This window comes from Nocardia terrae (assembly GCF_009760405.1).
Classification (GTDB): domain Bacteria; phylum Actinomycetota; class Actinomycetes; order Mycobacteriales; family Mycobacteriaceae; genus Nocardia; species Nocardia terrae.
In genome coordinates, this window is sequence record NZ_WRPP01000001.1 from 838,837 (window position 1) to 855,138 (window position 16,302).

The window sequence follows — 16,302 nt, forward strand, 5'->3', positions numbered from 1 at the left end:
TCGGCCCATGCACAGCTACGCCGCCTTCCTGCGCGGGATCATGCCCAGCAACCCCAACATGCGCAGCGAGAAACTCCGCGGCGTCTTCGAGGGCCTGGGCTTCGAGAAGGTGGCCACCCTCCTCAGCAGCGGCAACGTCGTCTTCCAAGCCCGCGAATCGAATGTCCCCGCCCTGGAATCCAAGATCCAGCAGGCCCTCAACTCCGAACTGGGCATCCCCGGCGGCACCCTGATCCGCACCCGCGACCAACTCCAGACCCTGGTCGACTCCGACCCTTTCGCCGGCCTCACCCACGGCCGCGGGACCTACCTGACCGTCACCTTCGTCCGCGAGACCCCCAAGTCACTCCCTGAGTTCCCGGCCGACGACACCAACACGGTCCGCATAGTCCGCTTCGACCCCGAAGCCGCCGCCCTCCTGTCCGTCATCGACAACACCAACCCCAGCACCACCGGCTTCATGGCCGTCGTCGAAAAAACCTTCGGCAAGGACATCACCACCCGCACCTTCCTGACTGTCCAAAAGGCCCTGAAGAAGATGGACGCCTAACTCATTTCGCCACAGGCCACCCGGGTACAGGGGGAAGGTCCGCGTACATCGATGGCAGATCGGCAGGCCGTCGTTGGTCACAAGCCACCCACTCCGGATCAGGACCACTCCGTTGTTCCATCCGGGTGGCAATCCAATCACCGAAAACATTGACGTTGGGTCGCTTTGCGGTGCCGACCTGATCGGCGGGCGGGGCCACGACGCCCTTGTGGAAGTAGGTCAGCACGGTGGGAAAACCGTGCTCCTCCTCGGCACCTGGCCAAAGGCAGACGACCGCCTTCGTCGTCTCGGTCCCCTGATTGTCGATTCCCTCGAGATTGAAGGACACGCTCTTGTACGTTGATGGAGTGTCCTTTTGGCCGATGCCCACAGCGCCCTGATTTGCGGCGGTGAATCCCGGATACTCGTCCTTCCAGCTCCCCGAGTAGAGCACTGCCTGCCAGGACTCGATGAACGCCCGCACGAATGTGGCATCGGGACTCGCCAACTTCTCGACGGGATTCGTCCAGCGGAACGACACCGCGAGCGGTGGACGCGGAGTAGTGGTGGCCGTGCCACTCGATGTCCCTGTGTCGGACCCACATGCCGCGATCGAGACCGGCACTGTGAGGATGGTGCACCACCGCCTGAATCGTGCCTGGTACACGATCACTTCACCGGCCCCCTTTCTCCTTCCGGCCTGGCGCCGGTCGGGATGATGTTGTTGTCTCTGGTCCCGTCGGTATAACCGTCCTCGAAGACGCCGATCGGATTACCCGGAATATCCGGTTGGCGGAAGGTGTTCATGAACCTGTCCGGATAATGGGTAGCCGCGTTCCAGTCCTGCAACAGATTCGGACCAGGCGGTCCGGGTTGGCCCGGCGAGGGAGACATCTCGAATTTCGAGACGAGATCGGGATAGACGTTCGCATATCCCGACGCGAGGCTGAACTGCCTGCGTAGTGTGTCACCGTCGGTCAAGTGAGCGACATCGTCCTCGAGCTGCTTCGACACATAGTCGTCGGGCAGGGGATGGGTGGGATCGCCTGGAGCGGAAAAGGCTTCGAGTTTGATCCATGAACCTGCACCGGCCGCCAGTGCCCCGGTCACCGGGCCGACCTCGGGAAGTGCACCGAACCAGGGGGTCGCAGCATCGACCATCGCGGTCTTCTCGCTATAGCGCTGCGCGTACTCCCATTGATTGTGTGCGCTGAGCGATTGGAGTTGGTGATCGAAACCGCCCTTCATCGCGGCCGTCAACTGTCCCGACCGGAAGCCCAGTGACGTGGCCTGATCTGGATGAAGGCCCGCTTGGTAGGCGAGATAATCGTTCCACTGCGAGCCGGCTCCATTGATGATCGTTGCCGCTGTCGGATCGGAGTCGAGGATATTGAACAGCTTCGTCAGATCACCGACCGTGTTGAACGCCTGGGCCGAATGATTGATCAGCATTCCGTCGGGGACATGGGCGAAATTGCCGAGGTAGGGTCGCATAGCCTCGGAAAGTGCCTGGGTGACACCGGGATTCACCTTTCCCAGGGAATCGCCGTTGGTGTTCATGTTCAAAGCGAGGTGATCCTCGTTTCGAACCAGCATTCGTGCCAGTGCGTCTGCGGTATGGCCTGCCCGGTCGGCCACCCACGGATGCTGCGGATCGGGAACCGCCTCGGGACCACCGATCCACTTGAAGAGGTTCTCGGCACCGTGTTCGTCCTTGCTCCATTGGTGGCTCAGGACCGACATCACGTGCTCGTCGGCGTTGTAGGTTCCGCCGGGGGTGACGGTCGCGTTCATGCCGTGGCCGGTGATGAAGTCGGAGACGGCGATGTGATCGGTGCCGGCCGCGCCCAGCATCTTGTCGGCGACGCCGCCGACGCCGTCCATCCAATGGTTTTCGTCGGTGTACTGGTCGGCGATCTTCACGATCTCGGAGGCTTGCTTCATCATTCCGCGATCGAGGTCCGAGCCGATTCTGAGGGATGGGTCGCCACGATCGACGATCTTGGTTACGGCTGTGAAGCCCGCTTTGTCGACCCAGGGACCGCCCAGGGAATTGTGCATGGGGTTCTCGGTCATCAGGTCCCTGAGATGAGTGGGAAGCTGCTGCATCCCGCCCTGATTCCCGCCTTGGGCGTGGACTTCGGGGCGCGGTCGTCGATGGCCGAGGTGATCTTGTCGGCGTCGGCGGCGACATCGGCGAAGGGTTGCAGATTCCATTTCAGGACCTGGCTCTTGCTCGGGGTGCCCATCTCACACCGCCGCGTTGTTGAGGTCGCCGATTCCGTCGAGTTTCCGTGCCAGGTCCACGTCTGTTCCCTTGAATTGCTCGGCGGTCGCGTAGAGCAATCCGCCTATGCCGTCGAATCGGGATTTCAGGACGGTCTTGGCTTGGCTGCTTGCCGGGTCCGCGCCTTCCATCGCCTTGGCGACGGCGGAACCGGACATGGCTGAGACGCCGCGGTCGGCCCCGAGGTGGGGGATGACGTCAGCATTGCTCAGGTCGCCGGCCAGCCCTTTCAACGCGCTCGCGGCGTCTTTGAGGGAGCTCGGCTGAACTTCGAACGTCACGCCCTGAGATTAGCTGCTGAATAGCTGTCTGGATCTGATGGGTGGTTGATTCATTTCGCCCTGCGGAGGCGGAATTACCGCGCTACCGTGGGCCGGTGACTCTCGGGTTTCGAGCTGTGCTGACCGGTTTGGCATCCGTCGCGCTGGTGGGGGCGTGCACCGCGACCGCGCACGCGACACCGTCGAGTGGGATCACCGCGGTGATCCTGTCGCAGACCACCATTGGTGGCACCGATTACATCCTGCGTGAGATCACCGTTGCGCCAGGCGGTTCCACGGGATGGCACTTCCATGATGGGACGTTGTACGCGTACGTGCGGCAGGGGCAGATCAGTCATTTCGGGTCGGACTGCCAGGTGGATATGACCGGTGGGGCGGGCACCACGTTCGTTGAGCGGGCCGGGATCGGGAATGTGCACATCGAGCGGAACCTGACCGATCAGCCGCAGGTACTGGATGTGTTGTACCTGCTGCCCGCGGGGAGTCCGCTCTCCGAAGACGCCCCGAATCCGGGCTGCGACTTCAACTGACGCCTACACGGCCACATAGACGACTACGGCTCACCTCGAAAGAGGTCGTCAACTTCGGTGGCGGTCGTGGCCACGTCCAGCCAATTCAGTAGACGTTCGGCTTCTGCACAGGACATGATCCGCGTTCGCGCATCGCTGGATACGGCGATTCCGCGGCGATCGAGAGTGTGAAGAACAGCCTGGGCGAGTCCTTCGGCACGTCCTTCTGCGAGCCCTTCACTGCGTCCTTCTGCAAGCCCTTCGCTGCGGCCTTGGGCGCGGAGGCGTTGGGAGGTCTCGGAGCGGAAGAATGAGAGGTCCACGGTCATCAACTGTCTCCAGAGGTTGCCAGCCGGGCTCTTGCCCAGTCCGAGTTCGGTGAGTTCGGCGAAGATCAGGGCGTCGTCCTGGTCGATCTTCTGCAATGCGGTGGCAAGCGTCTTCAGTATGGCACCGATATTCGCATCGTTGGCGTGAGTGATGGCGGAGAGAGTGGTCAACGGGATGTCGTTGACAGCGTCACACACATCGGTCACCGGAGCGACGTTGTGTGGTCCCAAGACAAGGGGGTGTACGACAAGGCTGGTCCACTGGCGTGGGCCGATGCGAAGCGGCCCTGCGGCCCAGGCTGCGGTCGCGACGTCCTGACAGACGACCAGCAGGACCGGATGCAGATCGTATTTCGCATACACGTGCGCAAGGTAGTAGGCCCACGAGCTCGGCTTCCGTTTATCGTCGCGGCCTTGAGCCTCCACCAACAAGAGGAACGGTCCTTCGTTGGTGTCGACGCGCAGTAGCGTGTCCACGCGTCGTTCCAGGGGCTCGATCTCGGTCAGGTCGTTCGGTAGCAAGGCGACCGAAAGGGGTTTGGGGAAAGGGAGATTCAGCGCGGCGAAAGCCCGCTCGAACACCTCGGGATGGCTCTGGAAGAGCCGATGCATCGCCTCGTGCTTCGAACTGACCATGTGCTGACGGTATGACGATGAATCGAAAATATGTGCGGACCTGGTGAGCTGGTCCGGACTCGCCCGATTCACGGCCCGGGTCGGCGGGTCCCGGACGCGCTTCGGAAAGCTGGTTCGGATCCTGTTCCAGCAGTGGGTGTTCCGAGATGGTTACAGTGCGGCGTAGACGGCTTCGAGGAGGTTGTAGGCGCGGCGGTCGCCGGAGAGCCAGTCGCGGCGGAGGTTGGGGATGAAGGCGAAGGACAGGCGGTGGTCGGGGTCGGCGAGGCCGATGGAGCCGCCCGCGCCGGGGTGGCCGAAGGCGGAGGATCGGGCGGCGGCGGGGACGAGCATGTTCTCGGAGGGCAGGGCGTAGCCGAGTCCGTAGGCGGAGGTCGAGCCCAGGACTTCGTCGGTGCCGCGCACCCGTTCGCGGATCGCGTCGGTCAGGACGGCCCGGGGGAGCAGGTCACCGGCGAGCAGGTCGCGGTAGTGGGCCGCGAGCGCACGGGCGGTGGTGACCAGGCCGGTGGCGGGCCAGCCGCCGGTGAGGACCTCCGGATCGTTGTACGCGGCACGGGGATTGAGGGTCGCGCGCATGATCGGGGATTCGGGATCGCGGAAGGCGGCGGCCATGCGCCGCACCGACTCGGGGGAGATGGGCGCGGGATCGCCGGTCCACTGCTGCTCGTCGGCGGGCGGAAAGGTCAGGCGCGCAACTCTTTCCAGCAGGGTCGTGGGAACGCCGATGTGAAGGTCGGGGCCCAGGTTGCTCCGGACGTAATCGCCGACCGTGGAATCGGTGTGGCGGCTGATGAATTCGCCGAGCAGCCAGCCGTAGGTCAGGGCATGGTAGCCGTGGCGAGTGCCCGGCTCCCACAGCGGTGACTGGGCGGCGAGCGCCTGCGCGACGAATCCCGGTTCGGCGGCCTCGGCGGCGGAAACGGGGTGTTCCAGGATCGGGAGTCCGGCGCTGTGGGTGAGGAAATGCGCCAGCGTCGTCGAATCCTTGCCGCCGCGGGCATATTCGGGCCACCAGTCGACCACGGGTTTCTCCACCGCGACCCCGTGCTCGGCCGCCACCCGCAGCGCGGCGGTGGCGGTGGCGGCCTTGGTGCAGGAGAAGGTCACGCACAGGGTGTCCCGCTCCCAGGGCCTGCCGGTCTTGGCGTCGGCGACACCGCCCCACAGATCCACCACGGCCCGCCCGTCCACGGAGACTGCCACGCCCGCACCGAGATTCTGCCCGTCCGCGAAGCTCGCTTCGAACACCTCGCGGACCGCGCGGAAGGCCGGGTCGACGTCACCGTGGACCGAGATCACCATGCCCTGAATTAGAACATGTTCTAATTCAGGGCAAAAGGGTGTCCCGTGCGAATCCTGGCGGACCCGGCGTGTCGCGGTCAGTACGGCTGGTTCGGATCGCGTTCCGGCAGTGGGCGTTCCGCGATGACCGGGCGGCCCAGGGGAGTGCGGACGCGGCGCTTGGCGGACTGGTAGACCAGGGCGGTCTCCTGCGCCACCACGTCCCAGGCGAAGTCGGCGGTCAGGCGTTCGCGGGCGGACCAGGCGCGGTCCTGGGCGGCGGCCGGGTCGTCGAGAACCGAAATCACCGCTTCGGCAACGCCGTTCACGTCGGCCGGCTCGAAGGACGCGCCGGTGACACCGTCGGTGACCAGGTCGCCGAGACCGCCCGCGGTGGAGGTGACCAGCGGGGTGCCCGCGGCCGCCGCCTCCAGGGCGACGATGCCGAAGGGCTCGTAGCGGCTGGGCAGCACGATGGCGTCGGCGCTGTGCAGCCAGCCGAGCAGATCGGTGTGGTCGAGTTTGCCGACGAAGTTGACGGCGCGCGCGACCCGGTGGGTGCGGGCTCGCTCACGCAGCCAATCGAATTGGGTGCCGATGCCCGCCACGGTCAGGGTGGTGCCGGGGTGCGCCTTGCGGATGCGCGGCAAGGCGGCGATGGCGTCCTGGATGCCCTTCTCGTATTCGAGGCGGCCGACGTACAGCAGCCGCGGCGGCCCGGAACGCGGGGCGCGTTCGCGGAAGGTCCACGCGCCCACGTCGATGCCATTGCGGATCACCGTCATCGGCACCCGCTCGGCCCCGTAGAGCCGGTGCACCTCGTCCTTCATGGACTCCGAACACGTGATGAGCGCGTCGGATTCGTGCGCCAGCCACCACTCGACCGAGTGCACCTGCTTGTTCACCCGCCCCGACACCCAGCCGGAATGCCGTCCCGCCTCGGTGGCGTGAATGGTGGAAACCAGTGGCACGTCGTAATACTCGGCCAGCGTGATCGCCGGATGTGCGACCAGCCAGTCGTGGGCGTGCACGACGTCGGGCGTCCAGCCCTCGCCGATGCCCGGCTTGTTCAGCGCGATGCCGGCCCGCACCATGGCGTGACCCATGGCCAGCGTCCACGCCAGCATGTCCTCGCCGAAGTCGAAGGCGGGCGGATCCTCGGCGACGGCCACCACCAGCACGCCCTGCTCGATGAACGAGTGGGTGGGATGGGTGGTGGCGTCGGTGCCCATCGGGCGGCGCGCCAGCACGACGACCTCGTGCCCGGCGGCGGCCAGCTCGACGGCCAGGTGATGGACGTGGCGGCCCAGCCCACCGACTACGACGGGTGGGTACTCCCACGACACCATCAAGATCTTCATGCGGGTCCTTCTGAAGCGGGGCCGAGCCTGCGCGCGTCGAGCGCGGGGAAGAGTCCGTCGGCCGTGCACCATCCTGCCGCCAACTGCCCCGCTTTGGCGAGTTGCCCGGCGGCCACCGCCGCCGCGATCTCGCGCACCGCGTGGGCGTGCTCATGGGCTCGGTCACGCGCGTACCCGGCCGCCGAATCCTTCGACACCATGAACGCCCAGTCGCTGGAGACGGCCAGGATGGCCTCGCGCAGCAGCTGGTCGGCAATCGGATCGCGCAGCCCGGTCGCGTCCACCCGCATCTTGTCGAGGGTGTCCAGGGCCAGCCGCACCACCTCGGCATTCAGCTCGACCAGATCCGAGACCTGGTCTCCGGCCCACACCCGCCAGTCCTTGCCCGAACCCCAGGAGGAGTCGGCCAATTCGACGCGTTCGCCCACGTAACCCCGGGCCCGCGCGTCCGCGAGCGTGCCCACGGTGACCCCGGCCTCGGGCAGTGCGCGCAGCACCTGCTCGAGCCACTGCGGGCCCTCGTGCCACCAATGCCCGAACAATTCGGTGTCGAACGCGGCGACCACGAGGGCCGGGCGGCCGATGCGCTCCGACTCTGAGATCAGTCGCTCCCGCACGGTCGCCACGAAGTCCGCGACATCCTTCTCGATGGCCGCGGCGGCGAGTTCGGGATCGTAAGGGGCCTTGTCGGGACCGGCGACGGTCTTGCCCGTGACGCGCGCGGGCTTGAGTCCGGTGGCGTGATCGTAGTGATGGAAATCACGGTAGTAGGGCTGCCCCGGGTACCCGGATTTCGGCGACCACACCCGATAGCTGACCGTCAGATCACGGCCGAAGGCCACCACATCCGAATCCCAGACGGGCCGCCCGAGCGTCGTGTCGCCGCGCAGCGCGGGACCGTCCACCATGAAATGCGAGATGCCGACCCGGTCGTAGGTCTGTTCCATCCCCGGCGTGAAACCGCACTCGGGAGCCCAGATTCCGGCGGGCGTGTGCCCCCACCGCGCTCGCGCGTCGGCCAATCCCTCGACCAGCTCGTATTCGCGCAGCCGGGAATCCAGTAGCGGCTGGAACGGATGCGACAGCGGCCCGCCCAGCAGTTCGATGGCCTCGGCGTCGATGAGCTCGCGCCACACCGGCGAGGCTCCGTGCATCCACCGCGTCTCGAAATCGTCCAGAGCCGCTGAGGCGAGCCGATGTTCGTGCGCGCCGAGCGCGGTATTGCCCGCCAGCGACGCCTCGTCCGCGCGCAGCCGCCAGTTGCCCAGCCAGTGATGCATGCCCCTGAGGCAGTGCGCATCATCGAGCTGGGCGGCCAGCACCGGCGTGATCCCCAGGCTGATCAGATGCGAACGCCCCTCGGCCGCAAGGTTTCTCAGCACCTTCGCCACGGGCAGGTACGACGCCGCCCACGACTGGTACAGCCACTCCTCACCGACCGGCCAGCGCCCGTGATGAGCCAGCCACGGCAGGTGCGAATGCAGGACCAGCGTGAACTGGCCCGGCACCGGGGAAACGTTGTCGCTCAAGGCTTCACCGCGATGGCAAGCAGATCCAGGCTGGCGTCGATATCGCGCTCGGAGTCGGCGAGCAGTTCGAAATCGTCGATGCGCACCGCGGCCACGTCCGCGGCGAGGTCGGCGGGCCACGGCTCACCGGCGAGCGCCCGTTCGATCTGCGCGTCGATGATCGACCCGCCCCACTTCCGATCCAGCGCCACGAGTTCGGGCCCGTGGAAGATGCCCGCCATCAATTCGACGGTGAAACCGGCCTCGACGAGAAGTTCGGTCATTTCCGCGGCATTCAGCTCACGCGTATGGAAAGGATTGAGCGGCGTATCGCGGCCGGGGGAGAAAGTGATCCGGTTCGGCGTCGAGATCAGCAGTTTGCCGCCGGGCCGCAGCACCCGCAGGCACTCGCGCAGGAACTGCGCCTGATCCCAAAGGTGCTCGATCACCTGGAAGTTCACCACGATGTCGACCGAGGCGTCGTCGAGCGGCAGGTCGGCCAGATTGCCCTGCACCATCTCCACCCGCGGGTACTTGGCCCGCACGTGCGCGACCGCGCTGTCGTCGTAGTCCAGGCCGGTGACCTGCGCCGCGACGTCCGCGATCATGTTGGCCCCGTAGCCTTCTCCGCTACCGGCCTCGAGCACGACCTTGCCCGCGCACTGCTCGAGCATGCGCACATAGGCGATCTCGTGCCGCCGGAACCAGTAGTTCTCCTCGGCGATGCCGGGCACGGTCCGCTCACCGGTCAAAGGCAGGGGATCGGTGGGGTTTTCAACAGGTGTCACGGCGTCACTCACCGCTCCGACGTTAGCGGTTGTCCATATCACACCGGCGACCGGATCAACCGATGCGGAAACTCACACCGTAAGTTACCCACGAGTAACTTAACGTAGGGTAATCTCCCGAACGAGCTACTTGTGGACGTACGTGACGAACTCGTGCGACCGCCACCCCAGTGCCACCAGAACAGGAGGTCGACGAAGACCCATGCCGAACATCGTCGTACTGATCAAGCAGGTTCCCGACACCTGGTCCGAGCGCAAGCTCTCCAGCGGGGACTACACCCTCGACCGCGAGGCCGCCGACGCCATCCTCGATGAGATCAACGAGCGCGCCGTCGAGGAGGCGCTGTTGATCAAGGAGGCGCAGGGCGGCGAGGTCACCGTGCTGGCCGCCGGTCCGGACCGGGCCACCGAGGCCATTCGCAAGGCCCTGTCCATGGGCGCGGACAAGGCCATCCACATCAACGACCCGGCCATCCACGGCTCCGACGCCGTGCAGACCGCCTACATCCTGGCCGCGGCTCTCGGCCAGATCGAGGGCATCGAGCTGGTCATCGCGGGCAACGAGGCCACCGACGGTCGCGCCGGTGCCGTTCCGGCCATCATCGCCGAGTACCTGGGCCTGCCGCAGCTGACCCACCTGCGCAAGCTGGTCGTCGACGGCGAGCGCATCGCCGGCGAGCGCGAGACCGACGAGGGCGTGTTCAAGCTCGAGGCCACCCTCCCGGCCATCGTCTCGGTCACCGAGAAGATCAACGAGCCGCGCTTCCCCTCCTTCAAGGGCATCATGGCCGCCAAGAAGAAGGAAGTTTCGACCTTCACCCTGGCGGATCTGGGCGTCGACCCGGAGACCGTGGGCGTTGCGAACGCCGGCACCCAGGTGACCGGTGTGACCCCGAAGCCGGCGCGCACGGCGGGCGAGAAGATCGTCGACGAGGGCGAGGGCGGCAACCAGATTGCCACCTACCTGGTCGGCCAGAAGATCATCTAAGTCCCCCGAGCACAACGACTTTCAGGAGAGAAAGAAAATGGCAGAAGTTTTGGTGCTCGTGGAGCACGCTGACGGTGCGCCCAAGAAGGTGACCACCGAACTCCTCACCGCCGCCCGCGCGCTGGGCACCCCGGCCGCCGTCGTGGTCGGCACCCCCGGCACCGCGGACAAGCTGGGCGACGCCCTGGCCGCCGCCGGCGCCGAGAAGATCTACGTCGCCGAGGGCGACGACGCCGAGGGCTTCCTCGTCACCCCTAAGGTCGACGTGCTGGCCGGCCTGTCCGAGTCCGCCGCCCCGGCCGCGATCCTGGTCGCCGCCACCGCGGACGGCAAGGAGGTGTCGGGTCGTCTCGCCGCCCGCATCGGCTCCGGTCTGCTCATCGACGTCATCGCCGTGAACGGTGACGGCTCGGTGCAGCACTCCATCTTCGGTGGCGCGTTCACCGTGGACGCCAAGGCCACCGGCGACGTGCCGGTGATCTCGGTGCGCCCGGGCGCCATCGAGGCCGCCCCGCAGGCCGGCGCCGGCGAGAAGGTCGCCGTCGACCTGCCCGCGCAGGAAGAGGGCGTCACCAAGATCGTCTCGCGGGAGCCGAACGTCGGCGGCGACCGTCCGGAGCTGACCGAGGCCGCGATCGTGGTCTCCGGTGGCCGCGGTGTCGGCTCGGCCGACAACTTCGGCAAGGTCGTCGAGCCGCTGGCCGATGCGCTGGGTGCCGCGGTCGGCGCCTCGCGTGCCGCCGTCGACTCGGGCTACTACCCGGGCCAGTTCCAGGTCGGCCAGACCGGTAAGACGGTCTCCCCGCAGCTGTACATCGCCCTGGGCATCTCCGGCGCGATCCAGCACCGCGCCGGCATGCAGACCTCGAAGACCATCGTGGCCGTCAACAAGGACGAAGAGGCCCCGATCTTCGAGATCAGCGACTACGGCATCGTCGGCGACCTGTTCAACGTCGCCCCGCAGCTGACCGAGGCGGTCAAGGCCCACAAGGGCTGAAACCCCTCGCGCTGAGCGCAATCGACTGTCCCCCGGCCGGAATCGGCCGGGGGACAGTTGTTTTCGGCGGTTCCGATGAATTGTGAAACATTGCCGTTTAGATTGATCTCTGCGGGCGGAACCCCTCCCGGCCGCAGGTTCACGAAAGGGTGTTTCACCATGCGTACTCTGCTCGCCTCCGCCGCCGTCGCCGGTGCGTTGATCGCCGGGATCGGGCCCGCCGCGGCCGATGTTCCGACGGCCACCCAGATCGTCGGCTCCTCCGACCTGGCCTCGGGGTCCGCGTCCGCGCCCGGATCGGCTTCGTCCGCGGGCGGCGGCATCTGGAACTTCCTGTGCTCGCTCGGCCCGTGCAGCTACACCCCGCTGACCGTGCACTGACGTAGCGGTTGCCGAGGCGGCGGGGGTCGGGCAGTCTTGCCCGGTGCGTGGGCGATTCGATCCTCGGCGTGGACGGGTCGAGCCGATCCCGACCGAGAAGACGGACGAGACCGGTGAGGTCTATCTGGCCGACATCGTGGCGGCGCTGCATTTCGACCTGGCCGAATGGCTGGGCTCGGACGCGCCGCCGAAGGTGTTCGACCGGATCTCCGGCACGCTGGACGAGCGGTTCACCTCGGTCGTGACGACCGGGCAGGCGGTGGATCGCGAGACGTTCCTGGCCGGTATCTGGTCGGCCCGGAATGTGTTGGCGGGCGTGGAGATCGAGGTCTCCGAGGTGGCCGAGATCGCGCGCGGCGGACAGCTGATCGTCGTGCGCTTCGTCGCGGAGAACCGCCTCGGCTCGGTGCGGACCGGCAGGCGCACGGTGACCGCGGTGCTGGTGACGGACGGGCGAACCCACCTGTGGCGCACCGTGCACGAAACCCCGGTCCCCGAACCGGTTCAGCCGGTGTCAGGCGTAGAGGCGGGCGGCGATGTGGCCGTCGGGGCGGACCAGCAGAGCGGTGGTGGGGGAGAGGCCGCAGAGCCTTCGAAGGTCTTCGGGGAGTTGGGGTCCGGTGAGCAAGACGTGGCCGGGACCGACCAGGTCGAGGGTGGAGCGACCGTCGGGGAGCCAGGCGTGGGGGAGGCGGTCGCCGACGGCGGCGGCGGGGACGTAGCCGTCGGTGCGGATCAGGGTGTCGCTGTCGCGGTAGGCGGTGCCGAGTAGGAGTTCGTCGTCGATGCGGTAGCTGTCGCGGGCGCGTGCGTTCGCGGTGGAGATGTCGATGACCCGGCGCGCCAGCGGGCGGCGCTCGGATTCGTAGGTGTCGAGCAGGGATTCGGGAGCCGCGCCGGTGATCACGGCAGCCAACTTCCAGGCGAGGTTGTCGGCGTCGCCGATGCCTACGTTCATGCCGTGGCCGCCGGTGGGCGGGACGGTGTGCGCGGCATCTCCGGCCAGGAGCACCCGGCCCGAGCGGTAGTTGTCGGCGGAGCGGGCATCCATGCGCCAGGTGGCGGTGCCGCTGATGCGCACGGGGAGATCGGATATGCCGACGCCGGAACGGATTCGAGCGATCAGGTCGATGTCGCCCGGGTCTCTGCCCTGCAGCGGGTGCTGGTAGATCCACTGCCGGTCATTGTCGATCGCGAGGAATCCGCCTCCGCCGGTGAGGAAGTAGGAGGCACTCGCGCGATCGGCGACCACCGCGCCCAGCGGCGCTTCGAACCGGACGCTGAGGAATTCGTTCAAGCCGGTCGGGCCCGTCATGGTGATGCCGACGCCGGTGCGGACGGTGCTGTGCGCGCCGTCGCAGCCGATGAGCCAATCTGCCCGCAGCGCCGACTCTTCGCCGGTCCGCTCGTCTCGAACCGTCGCCGACACTTCGGAATCGTTCTGCTCGAACGAGATCAGGCGCACGCCCCGGCGAACCCGATCGCCCGCGTGTACGGACAGGACTCCTTCGAGCGCGTCCTGCGAGCACAGCAGTCCGGGCGCGGGCGTGTGCCCGGACCGGCTCGAATCCACCACGGTCCGTGTGTAATTCGGATCGTCGAGGGTCTTGCCGCGGAAGAACGCGACATGGTCGGCGGGCAGCCCCGCCGCGCGGATCTCCGACTCGAGGCCGAGGCGCCGGAAGATCTCCATCGAGCGGGCCGAGATGCCCCGCGCCTTCGGGTGCGGGGACGGCGCCAGCCGGGACTCGACAACCTGATGGTCGATCTTCATCCGTGCCAACAGGATCGACAGGGTCAGCCCGACCGGGCCGCCGCCGATCACCAGAACCGAGGTGCGCATCATCCTCCTGTAACGCTAATAATTTGAATTGACGTTACACTGTCCGGGTGCCGAACGACCAGAACCCGAGAGGGCTGTACTTCCTGGCCGACCTGGCCAATGCCGCGCGCGCCGGAGCCGGTGACGAGGAGATGCGGCGGATCCTGCGCGAACACCGCGCCCCCGAGCGGTATCTCGCCGCCGAACCCGCCGAGATCCGCCCCGCGGCGGCCCGCATCGCCGACATCCTCGAAATCGACGAGCCCGACGCGGCGGCGCACGCCATCAATAGCCTGCTGGCCGACTACCCCGCGCGTCCCACGCTGGTCCAATTCCCCGGCCGCCCCTGGTCCATGCATTCGCGGCCGCCCGAGGACGCCGACCCCGAGTACTGGCTGCTGGCGAAGGCCGCACTCGCGCTCGGCCTGTGGCTGAGCGATCGTGGTCGCTGCGCCTGGGGCCGCTGCGCCGCCGCGGACTGCGGCCGCTTCTTCATCGACACCGGCCGGCGACAGCCCCAGAAGTACTGCGGCACCACCTGTGCGACCCGAACCAGGGTGGCCGCGCATCGGCAGCGTCGATAGCCGCTCGACTCGCCCGCATATGGATTGCGGGTCCTTTCGCCGATGCGGCAGGCTGGCCGGATGCCGATCTCATTGCCTCCGGACGTCGCCGAGACCATCGCGGGGAGTTTCGGGGAGCGGGGGCCGCGGTGGCTCGCCGCCCTGCCCGGTGTGGTGGAGAAGCTGTGCGGAGCTTGGGAGTTGGAGATCATCGGCGACAGTTTCGGCGGTGGCACGCATTCGTGGGTCGCGCCGGTGCGGCGGTCGGACGGCTCGGTGGCCGTACTGAAGGTGCCCGTGGTCGACAAGGAGAACTGTGGGGAGCCGACCGGGCTGCACCACTACGGTGGTGACGGTGCGGTCCGGCTCTACGAATTCGATCCGGCGATCGGGGCGATGCTGCTCGAGTGGGCGCGGCCGGGCACGGAACTGCTGTACCAGCCGGGGTTTCCGAGTCTCGAGGGACGGCCGGAGAATATCGGGAAGGTCGAGCAGGCGTGCCGGTTGTACCGGCGGCTGCGGCGGGCGCCCGGCCCGGTGCCCGCCGGGTTTCCGGAGCTGCCGACGGCCGCGTCGATGGTGGCCGCGTGGGAGCGGATGTTCGCGGAGCCGGAAGCCGCTGTGGCCGAGGTGATTCCGGCCCGGCTACTGGATCGGGCCGCGCGGCGGGGTGCTGAGCTGACGGTGCCGGACGGGCCGTTGCTGGTGGTCAATCGTGATACCCACCTGGGCAATATCGTTGCGGCGGAACGGGAGCCGTGGCTGCTCATCGATCCGAAACCCTATCTGGGCGAGGCCGCCTTCGACGCCGGGTTCCTGGTGATGATCCAGGTGCAGAGCGACCCCACGCCCGAGCACGCGCGGGCGGTGGTCGCCAGGACGGCCGCGGCGCTGGAGGTGTCCGCCGATCGGGCGCACGCCTGGGCGTTCATGCGGTCGATGGAAGAGATCGGGTGGGCGATCGAGGACGAGGAGCCCGAGGATCTGCACCTGCACCTCGCGGTCGCCACCGCGCTGGCCTGATCCGGAAGTTATTGCGGCGGGAGTTGTTCGCGGGCGGCGCGGCGTCGATTCCCGTCGCGCTGCACGAGAATGCCGATCGTGGTGGGGATGAGGTTCAAGAGCTGTGCAGTGCCGCCAGCAGGGTGGTGACGATGGGGGATTGGCGGCCCTCGCTGCGGGTGACGGCGGAGACCGGGATGCGCAGGGGGTGGCCGGCGAGGCGCAGGGTGGCGATGCCCTCGGTCTGGCTGTCGGCGTAGAGGATGGTCCAGGCGTCGGGGCGGTTGATCAGTTCCATGGTGGCGGTGTGGTCCGGCGGGATGGGCGGGCCGAAGACCGGTCCGGTGGGCAGGTCGGCGAACGCGCCGCGGACGACGTTGTGCAGCAGGACCTGTTCGGACTCGGGTGGGAGCAGCAGGGGATAGGCCCCCAATTCCGCGAGGGTGACGTCGCCGCCGCGCTGGACGAGGGGGTGGGCGGTGGAGGTGGCGATGACCGGATCCTCGACCCAGAGTTGTTCGACGGACAGGCCGGGCTGGTCCACGCTGCCCCGGATGAGAGCAAGATCACAGTCGCCGTCGGCCACTGCCTGGATGCGCTGGCGGAAGGGCTTGATGACGAATTCGATCTCCGCGCCCGGGTGCGCCTCGCGCGCGCCCGCGATGGCCGAGAGTGATCTAGTTGCGAAGCTCATATTCGCTGCCAGGCGAATGCGCGGTCCGGAGGCCCGTACAGCTGCGCGAATGGCCGATTCCAGGCTCAGCATTTGCTTCGCAAGGGGAAGTAGCCGGGTGGTCGCGTCGGTGGGTACGACCGATCTTGTCGAGCGTTCGAAGAGGTGTACGCCAAGGTCGCGCTCCAGCCGGGCGATCTGGTGACTGATAGCCGACTGCGAGATGAAACAGCGGCTCGCGGCCCGGCTGAAGCTCAGCTCCTCGCAGACCGCCACGAAGTAGGCCAGTTGGCGCAGCTCCACGGCATCTCTCCAATTCATGATCAACGTAGATAAGAGTCATCTTGATTATGCGCCCTGACCC

Annotated in this window: 18 protein-coding genes; 7 read left to right on the top strand and 11 right to left on the bottom strand. The window is 67.2% G+C overall.

Annotated features, from left to right (window positions below):
• The first annotated feature begins 7 nt into the window (after positions 1-7).
• A complete protein-coding gene (locus GPX89_RS03780; RefSeq protein ID WP_157355112.1) occupies positions 8-550 on the top strand; it encodes a DUF1697 domain-containing protein in 543 nt (180 codons plus the stop codon).
• 1 nt (position 551) lies between these two features.
• On the opposite strand, the gene GPX89_RS03785 is transcribed toward GPX89_RS03780, so the two are convergent.
• From GPX89_RS03785 to GPX89_RS03800, 4 genes are read right to left on the bottom strand one after another with little or no spacing between them, the layout of a single operon-like run.
• The gene (locus tag GPX89_RS03785; protein WP_157355115.1) at positions 552-1,154 is read right to left on the bottom strand and encodes a hypothetical protein; all 603 of its coding nucleotides are present in this window, start codon (positions 1,152-1,154) and stop codon (positions 552-554) included.
• A 44-nt stretch (positions 1,155-1,198) separates the two neighbouring features.
• Complete coding sequence (locus tag GPX89_RS03790) at positions 1,199-2,638, bottom strand: TPR repeat region-containing protein (protein ID WP_456237919.1); 1,440 nt, start codon at positions 2,636-2,638, stop codon at positions 1,199-1,201.
• Positions 2,605-2,778, bottom strand: a complete 174-nt coding sequence (locus tag GPX89_RS03795) for a hypothetical protein (protein ID WP_157355121.1) — start codon at positions 2,776-2,778, stop codon at positions 2,605-2,607. Before GPX89_RS03795 ends, GPX89_RS03790 begins: the two co-directional genes overlap by 34 nt.
• 1 nt (position 2,779) lies before the next feature.
• The gene (locus GPX89_RS03800) at positions 2,780-3,097 is read right to left on the bottom strand and encodes a type VII secretion target (protein WP_157355124.1); all 318 of its coding nucleotides are present in this window, start codon (positions 3,095-3,097) and stop codon (positions 2,780-2,782) included.
• A gap of 95 nt (positions 3,098-3,192) precedes the next feature.
• On the opposite strand from GPX89_RS03800, the gene GPX89_RS03805 reads away from it, so the two are divergent.
• The gene (locus tag GPX89_RS03805; protein ID WP_328601479.1) at positions 3,193-3,627 is read left to right on the top strand and encodes a cupin domain-containing protein; all 435 of its coding nucleotides are present in this window, start codon (positions 3,193-3,195) and stop codon (positions 3,625-3,627) included.
• Between the two features lie 23 nt (positions 3,628-3,650).
• On the opposite strand, the gene GPX89_RS03810 is transcribed toward GPX89_RS03805, so the two are convergent.
• The 5 genes from GPX89_RS03810 to GPX89_RS03830 all read right to left on the bottom strand — a co-directional run bounded on the left by GPX89_RS03810 (position 3,651) and on the right by GPX89_RS03830 (position 9,554).
• The gene (locus GPX89_RS03810) at positions 3,651-4,571 is read right to left on the bottom strand and encodes an RpnC/YadD family protein (protein ID WP_157355127.1); all 921 of its coding nucleotides are present in this window, start codon (positions 4,569-4,571) and stop codon (positions 3,651-3,653) included.
• A gap of 150 nt (positions 4,572-4,721) precedes the next feature.
• Positions 4,722-5,876, bottom strand: a complete 1,155-nt coding sequence (locus GPX89_RS03815) for a serine hydrolase domain-containing protein (RefSeq protein WP_157355130.1) — start codon at positions 5,874-5,876, stop codon at positions 4,722-4,724.
• Between the two features lie 77 nt (positions 5,877-5,953).
• Positions 5,954-7,216 carry a glycosyltransferase family 4 protein gene (locus GPX89_RS03820; RefSeq protein WP_157355132.1) on the bottom strand — a complete coding sequence of 421 codons (1,263 nt, stop codon included), beginning with the start codon at positions 7,214-7,216 and terminating at the stop codon, positions 5,954-5,956.
• Entirely contained in the window at positions 7,213-8,745 is a 1,533-nt protein-coding gene (locus GPX89_RS03825) for a 1,4-alpha-glucan branching protein domain-containing protein (protein ID WP_157355135.1), read from the bottom strand. The genes GPX89_RS03820 and GPX89_RS03825 overlap by 4 nt, the downstream gene beginning before the upstream one ends.
• Positions 8,742-9,554: a class I SAM-dependent methyltransferase gene (locus GPX89_RS03830; RefSeq protein WP_407939315.1), complete on the bottom strand. Its 813-nt coding sequence runs from the start codon at positions 9,552-9,554 to the stop codon at positions 8,742-8,744. Before GPX89_RS03830 ends, GPX89_RS03825 begins: the two co-directional genes overlap by 4 nt.
• A 160-nt stretch (positions 9,555-9,714) precedes the next feature.
• On the opposite strand from GPX89_RS03830, the gene GPX89_RS03835 reads away from it, so the two are divergent.
• The 3 genes from GPX89_RS03835 (at position 9,715) to GPX89_RS03845 (ending at position 11,878) form a co-directional block, all read left to right on the top strand.
• Positions 9,715-10,500: an electron transfer flavoprotein subunit beta/FixA family protein gene (locus GPX89_RS03835; protein ID WP_157355138.1), complete on the top strand. Its 786-nt coding sequence runs from the start codon at positions 9,715-9,717 to the stop codon at positions 10,498-10,500.
• 37 nt (positions 10,501-10,537) lie between these two features.
• Positions 10,538-11,497 carry an electron transfer flavoprotein subunit alpha/FixB family protein gene (locus GPX89_RS03840; RefSeq protein ID WP_157355140.1) on the top strand — a complete coding sequence of 320 codons (960 nt, stop codon included), beginning with the start codon at positions 10,538-10,540 and terminating at the stop codon, positions 11,495-11,497.
• A 159-nt stretch (positions 11,498-11,656) separates the two neighbouring features.
• Entirely contained in the window at positions 11,657-11,878 is a 222-nt protein-coding gene (locus GPX89_RS03845) for a hypothetical protein (protein ID WP_157355142.1), read from the top strand.
• 514 nt (positions 11,879-12,392) lie between these two features.
• Here GPX89_RS03845 and GPX89_RS03850 read toward each other — a convergent pair.
• On the bottom strand, positions 12,393-13,721 hold the full coding sequence (locus tag GPX89_RS03850; RefSeq protein ID WP_198347249.1) for an FAD-dependent monooxygenase: 1,329 nt from the start codon (positions 13,719-13,721) through the stop codon (positions 12,393-12,395).
• Between the two features lie 47 nt (positions 13,722-13,768).
• Here GPX89_RS03850 and GPX89_RS45750 point away from each other — a divergent pair, with 47 nt between their 5' ends.
• The gene (locus GPX89_RS45750) at positions 13,769-14,284 is read left to right on the top strand and encodes a CGNR zinc finger domain-containing protein (RefSeq protein WP_157355146.1); all 516 of its coding nucleotides are present in this window, start codon (positions 13,769-13,771) and stop codon (positions 14,282-14,284) included.
• A 60-nt stretch (positions 14,285-14,344) separates the two neighbouring features.
• Positions 14,345-15,286 (top strand): aminoglycoside phosphotransferase family protein, encoded by a 942-nt coding sequence (locus GPX89_RS03860; protein WP_157355148.1) that lies wholly within the window; start codon positions 14,345-14,347, stop codon positions 15,284-15,286.
• A gap of 94 nt (positions 15,287-15,380) precedes the next feature.
• Here GPX89_RS03860 and GPX89_RS03865 read toward each other — a convergent pair whose 3' ends face one another.
• Positions 15,381-16,241, bottom strand: coding sequence for a LysR family transcriptional regulator (locus GPX89_RS03865; protein WP_328601645.1), 861 nt, complete (start codon positions 16,239-16,241; stop codon positions 15,381-15,383).
• Positions 16,242-16,302: the final 61 nt, after the last annotated feature.

Excerpts from the sequence above, each read along its gene's own strand:
- GPX89_RS03815 (WP_157355130.1), bottom strand. The coding sequence starts at position 5,876 with ATGGTGATCTCGGTCCACGGTGACGTCGACCCGGCCTTCCGCGCGGTC.
- GPX89_RS03845 (WP_157355142.1), top strand. The coding sequence starts at position 11,657 with ATGCGTACTCTGCTCGCCTCCGCCGCCGTCGCCGGTGCGTTGATCGCC.
- GPX89_RS03820 (WP_157355132.1), bottom strand. The coding sequence starts at position 7,216 with ATGAAGATCTTGATGGTGTCGTGGGAGTACCCACCCGTCGTAGTCGGT.
- GPX89_RS03795 (WP_157355121.1), bottom strand. The coding sequence starts at position 2,778 with ATGGGCACCCCGAGCAAGAGCCAGGTCCTGAAATGGAATCTGCAACCC.
- GPX89_RS03810 (WP_157355127.1), bottom strand. The coding sequence starts at position 4,571 with ATGGTCAGTTCGAAGCACGAGGCGATGCATCGGCTCTTCCAGAGCCAT.
- GPX89_RS03840 (WP_157355140.1), top strand. The coding sequence starts at position 10,538 with ATGGCAGAAGTTTTGGTGCTCGTGGAGCACGCTGACGGTGCGCCCAAG.
- GPX89_RS03790 (WP_456237919.1), bottom strand. The coding sequence starts at position 2,638 with ATGCAGCAGCTTCCCACTCATCTCAGGGACCTGATGACCGAGAACCCC.
- GPX89_RS03780 (WP_157355112.1), top strand. The coding sequence starts at position 8 with ATGCACAGCTACGCCGCCTTCCTGCGCGGGATCATGCCCAGCAACCCC.
- GPX89_RS03860 (WP_157355148.1), top strand. The coding sequence starts at position 14,345 with ATGCCGATCTCATTGCCTCCGGACGTCGCCGAGACCATCGCGGGGAGT.
- GPX89_RS03850 (WP_198347249.1), bottom strand. The coding sequence starts at position 13,721 with ATGCGCACCTCGGTTCTGGTGATCGGCGGCGGCCCGGTCGGGCTGACC.
- GPX89_RS03835 (WP_157355138.1), top strand. The coding sequence starts at position 9,715 with ATGCCGAACATCGTCGTACTGATCAAGCAGGTTCCCGACACCTGGTCC.